Annotated in this window: 10 protein-coding genes; 5 read left to right on the top strand and 5 right to left on the bottom strand. The window is 70.4% G+C overall.

Annotated elements, in window-relative coordinates:
* Nucleotides 1-698 (top strand): hypothetical protein (locus H5J33_RS13965; RefSeq protein ID WP_181795225.1); only part of this gene is annotated, 698 nt, incomplete at its 5' end.
* 117 nt (nt 699-815) lie between these two features.
* Nucleotides 816-977, top strand: coding sequence for a hypothetical protein (locus H5J33_RS13960; protein ID WP_167404062.1), 162 nt, complete (start codon nt 816-818; stop codon nt 975-977).
* Between the two features lie 24 nt (nt 978-1,001).
* Here the strand turns inward: H5J33_RS13960 and H5J33_RS13955 are convergent, their stop codons facing one another.
* The gene (locus H5J33_RS13955) at nt 1,002-1,310 is read right to left on the bottom strand and encodes a metal-sensitive transcriptional regulator (protein WP_181795224.1); all 309 of its coding nucleotides are present in this window, start codon (nt 1,308-1,310) and stop codon (nt 1,002-1,004) included.
* A 215-nt stretch (nt 1,311-1,525) separates the two neighbouring features.
* Here H5J33_RS13955 and H5J33_RS13950 point away from each other — a divergent pair, with 215 nt between their 5' ends.
* Both H5J33_RS13950 and H5J33_RS13945 read left to right on the top strand, forming a co-directional pair.
* Entirely contained in the window at nt 1,526-2,146 is a 621-nt protein-coding gene (locus H5J33_RS13950) for a DUF47 domain-containing protein (protein ID WP_030791894.1), read from the top strand.
* Nucleotides 2,147-2,153: 7 nt separating this feature from the next.
* Nucleotides 2,154-3,152 carry an inorganic phosphate transporter gene (locus H5J33_RS13945; RefSeq protein WP_181795223.1) on the top strand — a complete coding sequence of 333 codons (999 nt, stop codon included), beginning with the start codon at nt 2,154-2,156 and terminating at the stop codon, nt 3,150-3,152.
* Between the two features lie 133 nt (nt 3,153-3,285).
* Here H5J33_RS13945 and pstB read toward each other — a convergent pair whose 3' ends face one another.
* From pstB to pstS, 4 genes are all read right to left on the bottom strand, one after another.
* Nucleotides 3,286-4,062 (bottom strand): phosphate ABC transporter ATP-binding protein PstB, encoded by a 777-nt coding sequence (gene pstB / locus H5J33_RS13940; protein WP_030612576.1) that lies wholly within the window; start codon nt 4,060-4,062, stop codon nt 3,286-3,288.
* Between the two features lie 84 nt (nt 4,063-4,146).
* Nucleotides 4,147-5,193 carry a phosphate ABC transporter permease PstA gene (gene pstA, locus H5J33_RS13935; RefSeq protein WP_181795222.1) on the bottom strand — a complete coding sequence of 349 codons (1,047 nt, stop codon included), beginning with the start codon at nt 5,191-5,193 and terminating at the stop codon, nt 4,147-4,149.
* Nucleotides 5,190-6,194, bottom strand: coding sequence for a phosphate ABC transporter permease subunit PstC (gene pstC, locus H5J33_RS13930; protein ID WP_181795221.1), 1,005 nt, complete (start codon nt 6,192-6,194; stop codon nt 5,190-5,192). The genes pstA and pstC overlap by 4 nt, the downstream gene beginning before the upstream one ends.
* 117 nt (nt 6,195-6,311) lie before the next feature.
* A complete protein-coding gene (gene pstS, locus H5J33_RS13925; protein ID WP_181795220.1) occupies nt 6,312-7,439 on the bottom strand; it encodes a phosphate ABC transporter substrate-binding protein PstS in 1,128 nt (375 codons plus the stop codon).
* A gap of 328 nt (nt 7,440-7,767) precedes the next feature.
* Here pstS and H5J33_RS13920 point away from each other — a divergent pair, with 328 nt between their 5' ends.
* Nucleotides 7,768-9,330, top strand: coding sequence for an FAD-binding oxidoreductase (locus tag H5J33_RS13920; RefSeq protein ID WP_181795219.1), 1,563 nt, complete (start codon nt 7,768-7,770; stop codon nt 9,328-9,330).
* Nucleotides 9,331-9,459 lie beyond the last annotated feature (129 nt).

The raw sequence follows: 9,459 nt of genomic DNA, 5'->3' as shown, positions 1-9,459 counted from the left end.
CGCTGCGGGACGCGGGCAGCTCCAAGGCCGGCACCTCGATGGAGATGGCCACCGGCGGCACCCGCGTCACCATCCGGGGCCGGGGCGTCTACGACTACCGCCGGCTCCTCGGCCGGCTCACCGTGATGCTCCCCGCGGACCCCACCGGCACCGCCGGGCACCGGCCCATCACCGAACTCCTCACCCCGGGCGCGCTGTACATGAAGAACCGGGGCGCGGGCGTGCCCGCCGACAAGTGGGTGCGGGTGGAGACGGCGACGCTGTCCGACGGCAATCTGGTCACCGGCGGCGCCACCGACCCGTACGTGGCGGCCGAGCTGCTGCGCGGGGCCCGCGAGGCGACCTTCGTGGGCCGTACCGAGGTGGCCGGGACGGCCGTACGCCACTACCGGGGCACCGCCGACCTCGGTCACGCGGCCCGGTACGCCTCGGCCGGGAACCGGGCGGCGCTGGCCGCGGCGGCGAAAGGCTTCGCCACGGCCCGGGTGCCGTTCGACGCCTACCTGGACGACCAGGGCCGCCTCCGCAAGCTCCGGCAGCGCTTCAGCTTCTCCAACGGCCATGCCAAGGCCACGGTCGCGGTCGCCTCCACCCTGCTGCTGTACGGCTTCGGCACGGCGGCGGACATCCGGCTGCCGGCCCCGGCGGACATCTACACGGGCCGGATCGCCGGGGACGAGCCCGGCGAGAGCGGCTGATTCCGGCCAGTCACTAGTACCAGACGTCCCTTTGTAAGTAGCCCGTCCGTGCCATGCGCGGTGTGTATACCACTGCCTACCCTGGAAGGCGGTGACGGCAGGGAAGAGGTGAGGCGGGTGGCTCCGGTCGGCGGCACGGCGGTTCAGGACCACGTGGCCCTCGCCGAGATCGAACTCTGCGGAGAACTGATCATCGCGGCCTCGGCCGCCGAGGACCGGCTCAGCCTGGAGAGCATCGACGAGGTACTGCGCGTCGCCGAGGAACGGAATCCGGACTGAGCCCGCCCCGCACCGCCCCGCCGCTCAGGTGCGCAGCAGGCGGCCGATCGCCTTCGTCGCCTCGTCCACCTTCGCGTCGATCTCGTCGCCGCCCTTGAGGGCCGCGTCCGCCACGCAGTGCCGCAGGTGCTCCTCCAGCAGCTGGAGCGCGAAGGACTGCAGGGCCTTGGTGGAGGCGGAGACCTGCGTGAGTATGTCGATGCAGTAGGTGTCCTCGTCCACCATCCGCTGCAGGCCGCGGATCTGCCCCTCGATGCGGCGCAGCCGCTTGAGGTGCTCGTCCTTCTGCTTGTGGTAGCCGTGCGTGGCGCCGGCCTCGGTCGTCGTCGTCATCGCGGGCCTCCGTCTCGGGACGAGCTGCGGACAAAAGGGATAGATACCCCTACTGGGTATATGGTAACGAACTTTGCGGGGTAAGGGGGCCTTCGTACGCCCCTGTGCTCATCACCGCGCCCGATGGGCGACACTGGGATGCGGCCCGTTAGCCGTGGCCGGATGATGCGCCTAGCATCAGCCTGACCGAAACCGAAGCACCCCGAGGACCCCACGTGCGCTTTCGTCTGACCCCCAGGGAGACGAGCTTCTACGACATGTTCGCCGCGTCCGCGGACAACATCGTCACGGGCTCGAAACTCCTGATGGAACTGCTCGGGGCGGACCCCTCCGCCCGGGCCGAGATCGCAGAGCGTATGCGGGCCGCGGAACACGCAGGTGACGACGCCACGCACGCGATCTTCCACCAGCTGAACTCCTCGTTCATCACGCCGTTCGACCGGGAGGACATCTACGCCCTCGCCGGTTCCCTGGACGACATCATGGACTTCATGGAGGAAGCCGTCGACCTGGTCGTCCTGTACAACGTCGAGGAACTGCCCAAGGGCGTCGAGCAGCAGATCGAGGTCCTGGCCCGCGCGGCGGAGCTGACGGCCGAGGCCATGCCGAACCTGCGCACCATGGACAACCTCACCGAGTACTGGATCGAGGTCAACCGGCTGGAGAACCAGGCCGACCAGATCCACCGCAAGCTGCTCGCCCACCTCTTCAACGGCAAGTACGACGCCATCGAGGTGCTGAAGCTCAAGCAGATCGTGGACGTCCTCGAAGAGGCGGCGGACGCGTTCGAGCACGTGGCGAACACGGTGGAGACCATCGCCGTCAAGGAGTCCTGAGGCGTCGATGGACACCTTCGCCCTGATCGTGACCGTAGCGGTCGCGCTCTTCTTCACGTACACGAACGGCTTCCACGACTCGGCGAACGCCATCGCCACCTCGGTGTCGACGCGGGCGCTGACCCCGCGGGCGGCGCTCGCCATGGCGGCCGTGATGAACCTGGCCGGCGCCTTCCTGGGCTCCGGCGTCGCCAAGACGGTCAGCGAGGGCCTGATCGAGACCCCTCAGGGCTCGACGGGGATGGGCATCCTCTTCGCGGCCCTAGTCGGCGCGATCGTCTGGAACCTGGTCACCTGGTACTTCGGCCTGCCCTCGTCCTCCTCGCACGCCCTGTTCGGCGGCATGGTGGGAGCGGCGCTGGCGGGCGGCACGGACGTGCTGTGGAGCGGGGTGCTCGAGAAGATCGTCATCCCGATGTTCGTCTCCCCCTTCGTCGGCCTGATCGTCGGCTACCTGGTCATGACGGCGATCATGTGGCTGTTCCGGCGCTCCAACCCGCACAAGGCCAAGCGGGGCTTCCGCATCGCCCAGACCGTCTCGGCCGCCGGCATGGCGCTCGGCCACGGCCTCCAGGACGCCCAGAAGACGATGGGTGTCGTGGTGCTGGCCCTGGTGATCTCCGGCCACGAGACGTTCGGCGACCCGATCCCGGTCTGGGTGAAGATCGTCTGCGCGGTGATGCTGTCCCTGGGCACCTACGCGGGCGGCTGGCGGATCATGCGCACCCTGGGCCGCAAGATCATCGAGCTGGACCCGCCGCAGGGGTTCGCGGCCGAGGCCACCGGCGCGTCGATCATGTTCACCACCGCGTTCATCTTCAAGGCGCCGATCTCCACGACCCATGTCATCACCTCGGCGATCATGGGCGTGGGCGCGACCAAGCGGGTCAACGCGGTCCGCTGGGGCGTGGCCAAGAACATCGTCCTGGGCTGGTTCATCACCATGCCGGCCGCCGCCCTGGTCGCGGCCCTGGCCTTCGGCATCGTGAAGCTGGTGGCCCTGTAGGACCCCGCCGGACGAACGCGACGGGCCCGCCCCCGGGAGCTGGGGGCGGGCCCTTCTGCGTCCCCGCGGTGGCACCGCCATGCAGCACCGCGAGGGGTCCCTCCCGTCCCGGCGGGCCGGGACGGGGTGCCGGTCAGCCGAAGCGGCCGGATATGTAGTCCTCCGTGGCCTGCACCGACGGGTTGGAGAAGATCCGCTCGGTGTCGTCGATCTCCACCAGCCGGCCCGGCTGGCCCACCGCGGCCAGGTTGAAGAACGCCGTACGGTCCGAGACCCGCGCCGCCTGCTGCATGTTGTGGGTCACGATGACGATGGTGAACCGGTCCTTCAGCTCGCCGATCAGGTCCTCGATGGCGAGCGTGGAGATCGGGTCCAGGGCCGAGCACGGCTCGTCCATGAGCAGCACCTTCGGCTCGACCGCGATCGCCCGGGCGATGCACAGGCGCTGCTGCTGGCCGCCGGAGAGTCCGGAGCCCGGCTTGTTCAGCCGGTCCTTGACCTCGTTCCAGAGGTTCGCGCCCTTGAGCGACTTCTCGACGATGTCGTTCAGCTCGCTCTTCTTGTAGTTGCCGTTCAGCCGCAGGCCCGCCGCCACGTTGTCGAAGATCGACATCGTGGGGAACGGGTTCGGGCGCTGGAAGACCATGCCCACCTCGCGGCGCACGGACACCGGGTCGACCCCGGCGCCGTACAGGTCCTCGGCGTCCAGGAGCACCTTGCCCTCGACGCGCCCGCCGGGGGTCACCTCGTGCATCCGGTTCAGGGTGCGCAGGAACGTCGACTTGCCGCAGCCGGAGGGGCCGATGAACGCCGTCACCGAGCGCGGCTCGACCGTCATCGAGATGTCCTCGATCGCCTTGTGGGAGCCGTAGTAGGCGGTGAGCCCGCTTACGTCGATTCGCTTGGCCATGTCTGCTTCACTTCCAGGAAATTCAAGCTCGGTCGCTGTGGGGCCGCGTCGGCGGCCGGCCAGGCGGCGGGTGGCCGCGGCGGGTCAGCGCGGGGACTTCCAGCGGGCGATGCCGCGGGCCACCAGGTTGAGGATCATCACGAAGGCGATCAGCGTGAGGGACGCCGACCAGGCGCGGTCGTACGCCGCGTCGTTGCCCGCCGCGTACTGCTGGTAGATGTACAGCGGCAGCGACGCCTGCGCGCCCTCGAACGGGTTGGTGTTGATGAAGGGGTTGCCGAACACCAGCAGCAGCACCGGCGCGGTCTCGCCCGCGATCCGGGCGATGGCGAGCATGACACCGGTGGTGATGCCGCCGATGGAGGTCGGCAGGACGACCTTCAGGATGGTCCGCCACTTGGGCACGCCGAGGGCCAGGGAGGCCTCGCGCAGTTCGTTCGGGACGAGCTTGAGCATCTCCTCGGTGGAGCGGACGACGACCGGCATCATCAGGATGGCCAGGGCCAGCGAACCGGCGAAGCCGAACGGGTCCAGCTCCAGGATGAGCATCAGGCTGAGGATGAACAGGCCCGCGACGATCGACGGGATGCCCGTCATGACGTCGACGAAGAACGTCACCGCCTGGGCGAGCCGGCCGCGACCGTACTCCACCAGGTAGACGGCGGTGAGCACGCCGATCGGGGCGCCGATGAGGGTGGCGAGGCCCACCTGCTCCAGGCTGCCGATGATGGCGTGGTAGATGCCGCCGCCGGGCTCGGAGTCGGCGACGACACCCATGGAGTGGGTGAGGAAGTGCACGTCGAGCACCTTCACGCCGCGCGAGACGGTCGTCCACACCAGGGAGACCAGCGGGACGACGGCGAGCAGGAAGGCGACCCAGACCAGCGAGGTGGCGACCCGGTCCTTGGCCTGCCGGCGGCCCTCCACCCGGGCGGCGATGCCGTAGGTGCCGAGGACGAACAGGATCGCGGCGATCAGGCCCCACTGGACCTTGCTGCCCAGGTCCGCGCCCAGGCCGATGCCCACGGCGACGGCGGCGGACCCGGCGGCGATCGCCCAGGGGGACCACCTGGGCAGCCGGGCGCCGCTCAGCGAGCCGGGGCGCTTGTCGGTGACGGCTGCGGTGCTCATGCGTTGGCCCCCGAGTACTCCTTGCGGCGGGCGATGATCGCGCGGGCCGCGCCGTTGACCAGCAGGGTGATGACGAAGAGGACCAGGCCGGAGGCGATCAGCGCGTCCCGGCCCTGCTCGGTGGCCTCGCCGAACTTGCTGGCGATGTTCTGGGCGAAGGTGCCGCCGCCGGGGTTCAGCAGGCTGGCGTGGATGTCGTAGTCCGGGGAGAGCACGGTGGCCACGGCCATCGTCTCGCCGAGGGCGCGGCCGAGGCCGAGCATCGACGCGGAGATCACACCGGAGCGGCCGAAGGGCAGGACGGACATCCGGACGACCTCCCAGCGGGTGGCGCCGAGGGCCAGGGCGGCCTCCTCGTGCATCCGCGGGACCTGCCGGAACACCTCACGGCTGACGTTGGTGATGATCGGCAGGATCATGATCGCCAGCAGGATGCCGACGGCGAGCATGGTGCGCGGAGCGCCCTCCTCCCAGGAGAGGATCCCGGTCCAGCCGAGGTAGGTGTCCAGCCAGCCGTACAGGCCGCGCAGGTGCGGCACGAGGATCAGGGCGCCCCACAGGCCGTAGACGATGGACGGCACGGCGGCGAGCAGGTCGATCACGTAGGCGATCGGGCCGCTGAGCCGGCGCGGGGCGTAGTGGGTGAGGAACAGCGCGATCGCGACGGCGACCGGGACCGCGATGACCATGGCGATCACCGAGGAGACGATCGTGCCGAAGGCCAGCACCGCGATGCCGAAGCTCGGCGGGGTGAGGTTGGTGTTCCACTCGAAGGTGGTCAGGAAGTTCCCGTGGTCCCTGCTGATCGCGAGGGAGGCGCGGTAGGTGAGGAAGACCGCGATCGCGGCCATGATCACCAGCAGCAGGATGCCGGAGCCGCGCGACAGGCCGAGGAAGATGCGGTCGCCGGGCCGGGTGGCGCCCCGGGCCGCGCGCTTGCGTTCGGCGGGCGGGGGCGGGGAGGCGGGGGGAGGAACGTCGGTTGTCGTCGATATGTCCATCGGGTTCTCCGGTCTGCTAAGCCGCGGCCCCCGCCGGGGGCGCGGCTCATGGCGGCGGTGCACCGGACGGTGCGGCCCGGGCCGGGTGGGCGCCGGACCGCACACTCACGGATCAGGTCAGCTCAGGCCCTCGATGGTGGTGCGGACCTTGGCGATGATCTCGTCGGGGATCGGGGCGTAGTCGTTCTGCGCCAGCACCTTCTGGCCGTCCTCGCTGGCGATGTAGCGCAGGAACGCCTTGGTGGCGGGCAGGGAGTCGGCCTTGTTGCCCTTGTCGCAGACGATCTCGTAGGTGACCAGGGTGATCGGGTAGGCGCCCTCGGCCTTGGTCTTGTAGTCGAGCTGGAGCGCCAGGTCCTTGCCGGTGCCGACGACCTTGGCGGCGGCGATGTCCGCGGTGGCCGACTCGGTGGACGGCTTCACCGGGGTCTTGGCGCCGGTGGCGATGGCGACGGTGTCGATGCCCTTGGCGTAGGACAGCTCGAAGTAGCCGATGGCGCCGGAGTTCTGCTTGACGCCCTGGGCCACGCCGGCCGAGCCGGAGGCCGCCTGGCCGCCCTGCGCCTGCCAGGCCTTGCCACCGGAGTACTTCCAGTTCTCGGGCGTGGTGGCGAGCAGGTACTTGGTGAAGTTGTCCGTGGTGCCGGAGTCCTCGGAGCGGTGGAAGGCCTGGATCTTCAGGTCGGGGAGCTTCGCGCCGGGGTTGAGCTTCTTGATCGCCTCGTCGTTCCAGTTCTTGATCTTGCTGTCGAAGATCTTGGCGATCGTCGGGGCGTCCAGGACGAGGTTGTCCACGCCGGGGACGTTGTAGCCGAGGGCGATCGGGCCGCCGACCATCGGCAGGTCGATGCCCTGGCCGCCGTTGCAGACCTTCTTGGAGGCGGTGACCTCGTCGGGCTTCAGCGCGGAGTCGGAACCGGCGAACGCGATCTGGCCCTGGGTGAAGGAGGTGACACCGGCACCGGAGCCGGCGCCCTTGTAGTTGATCTGCACCTTGCAGGCCGGGGAGAAGACCTTGGTCCAGGCGTCGATCGCGTTCTTCTGCGCCGAGGAGCCGTCCGCGAGCAGCTGGCCCTTGGCGTCGTCGCACTTGACGGAGCTCGCGCTCGTGGTGGCCGTCGAGCCACCCGAGGCGTTGCCGTCGCCGTTGTCGTCGGAGCCGCACGCCGTCAGGGCCAGGGCGCTGGAGACGGCGACAGCACCGAGAGAGAGGGCGCGCAGCCGGTTCTTGCGCTGAAGCTTCACTTTCGGGAGTCCTTCCAGGAGCCGCCGCGATCGGCGGCGCGCGAGGTAAGTGGGTGCGGTGCGCGCGAGCGCAATCCATGCCGCACTCCGCACCGGGTACGGCCGAAATTAGGCAGAACAGGTGAAGCCGCCGATGGCCAGAAATGAACGCAGAGTGAACCCCTGCCGTCGGCCCGGTTAGGTCACGGAATGCTCACGGGGAGGGCACATGGAGGTTCCGACGAGTCGCCCGCACGAACACCCGTGCGCCGTTCCTCACCCGTTCGGCGGAACCCCGTGGCGCGGGGCGCCGTCTCGTACCTCGAGAGCCGAGGAAAGGGCGACGGACATGGAACGGCGTACGTTCATCTCGGGCGGTACGGCCGCCCTGGCGACGACCGCGCTCACCGCGTGCGCGGCGGGCGGGGACTCCTCCACGCCCTCCGCCTCCCTCACGGGCGCGACCTCCCTCGCCGCACTGCGGACCAGCGGCCCGGCCGGGGCCGCCGCGAACTGGACGGCCCTCGCCCGGGACCTGGACGGCACCCTCGTCCGGCCCGGCGACGCCTCCTGGAAGTCCGCCCACCAGCTCTACAACACCCGCTTCGACGGCCTGAAACCGGCCGCGGTCGCCTACGTGGCGCACGCCGCGGACATCCGCACCACCCTGGCGTACGCCCGCGCGCACGGCGTCAAGGTCGCCATCCGCAACGGCGGCCACTCCTACGCCGGCTACTCCTCCGGCGACCAGCGGCTGATCGTCGACGTGTCCCGGCTGAACCGCATCCGGGTCGGCGGCGGCCAGGCCGTCGTCGGCGCGGGCGCCAAGCTGATCGACGTCTACCGCGCGCTCGCCGCGAAGGGCGTGACCATACCCGCCGGCTCCTGCCCCAGCGTCGGCGTCTCCGGCCTGGTACTCGGCGGCGGCCACGGCGTCGCCTCCCGCGCCTACGGCCTGACCTGCGACAGCCTCACCCAGGCCACCCTGATCACCGCCGACGGCACCCAGCTCACCGCCGACACCGGTCACCACGCCGACCTGTTCTGGGCGCTCCGCGGCGCGGGCAACGGCAACTTCGGCGTCGTCACCGAGCTGCACTTCCGCACCCACCCCGCGCCGCAGGCCGTCACCGCCCATCTGACCTGGCCCTGGTCCAAGGCCGCCAAGGTGCTCAAGGCCTGGCAGGAGTGGGGCCCCTCGCAGCCCGACGAGATCTGGTCCTCCCTGCACCTGGCCTGCTCACCGGGCCACACCCCGACCGTCTCCGTCTCCTGCTTCTCCCTCGGCACCTACCGCGAACTGCAGAACGCCGTGGACCGCCTGGCCCACCTGGCCGGCGCCGACGCCCGCTCGGTCTCGCTGCGCCGCCGCGGCTACGAGGAGGCCATGGAGATCTACGCCGGCTGCTCCTCCTTCTCCACCGACGCCCAGTGCCACCTGCCGGGCTCCACCCCGGGCCGCTCCCCGCAGGGCCGGCTCGGCCGGGAGACGTACGCGGCCCGCTCCGACTTCTTCGACCGCTCGCTGTCCGCGGCCGGCATCCAGAGCGTGCTCCACCAGATCGCCTCGGTGCGCGGCGGCGCCGGCAGCATCGCCTTCACGGCGCTCGGCGGCGCGGTCAACCGCGTCTCCCCGACCGCGACCGCCTTCGTCCACCGCCGCTCGCGGATGCTGGCCCAGTACATCGCCTCCTGGGGCGCGGGCGCCACCGGCACCACGGCCCAGGCCTGGCTGACGTCGGCGCACAAGGCGATGGCCCCGTACGCCTCCGGCGCGGCCTACCAGAACTACACCGACCCCACGCTGAAGAACTGGAAGAAGGCGTACTACGGGGACGCGGCGGCGCGGCTGGACAAGGTGAAGAAGCAGTACGACCCGCAGCGGTTCTTCTCGCACCCGCAGGGGCTCTAGGACGCGCACCCGCAGGGACTGTAGGGACCCGCAGGGGTGCGGGAACGGTCACGGGCCGGCCCCCCGCCGAGGAGGAGCCGGCCCATTCCCGCTGTCCCGCTGTCCCGCTGTCCCGCTTAAGCGGCCAGG

Source organism: Streptomyces sp. WELS2, from assembly GCF_013870595.1.
Classification (GTDB): Bacteria; Actinomycetota; Actinomycetes; order Streptomycetales; family Streptomycetaceae; genus Streptomyces.
The sequence above is the reverse complement of the archived record's forward strand: the minus strand, read 5'-3'. Positions and strand labels throughout refer to the sequence as shown.

Coding starts and splice junctions, on each gene's coding strand:
- H5J33_RS13955 (WP_181795224.1), bottom strand. CDS start 1,310: ATGACGACGACGACCGAGGCCGGCGCCACGCACGGCTACCACAAGCAG.
- H5J33_RS13945 (WP_181795223.1), top strand. CDS start 2,154: ATGGACACCTTCGCCCTGATCGTGACCGTAGCGGTCGCGCTCTTCTTC.
- pstB (WP_030612576.1), bottom strand. CDS start 4,062: ATGGCCAAGCGAATCGACGTAAGCGGGCTCACCGCCTACTACGGCTCC.
- pstA (WP_181795222.1), bottom strand. CDS start 5,193: ATGAGCACCGCAGCCGTCACCGACAAGCGCCCCGGCTCGCTGAGCGGC.
- pstC (WP_181795221.1), bottom strand. CDS start 6,194: ATGGACATATCGACGACAACCGACGTTCCTCCCCCCGCCTCCCCGCCC.
- H5J33_RS13920 (WP_181795219.1), top strand. CDS start 7,768: ATGGAACGGCGTACGTTCATCTCGGGCGGTACGGCCGCCCTGGCGACG.